General features: G+C 64.5%; 1 pseudogene. It reads right to left on the minus strand.

From position 1 onward, the window contains the following. Positions 1 to 248: pseudogene (locus tag ACZ3HH_RS30875) on the minus strand (hypothetical protein); the annotation flags it as partial.

Genomic DNA, 248 nt, shown 5'->3' on the forward strand with positions numbered 1-248 from the left:
GGGCTTGTGGGCGTAATCGACGAAGATCGGTGCGCCGTTCCTCTCGCCCGTGAAGTCGAGACGCCCCGGCGCTCCCTTCAGATGCGCGAGCGCCGCGAATACCTTCGCCGGATCACCGCCCGTGCCGATCACGAGCCCCGACGCGACCATTGCGTTCTCGACCTGGAACGCACCGACCAGCGGCAGCTTCACATCATAACGCTTGCCGGCATGTTCCAGCGTCAGTGCCTGCGCAAAGCCATCAATCG

This window comes from Pseudomonas sp. PME37.24/025 (assembly GCF_055556615.1).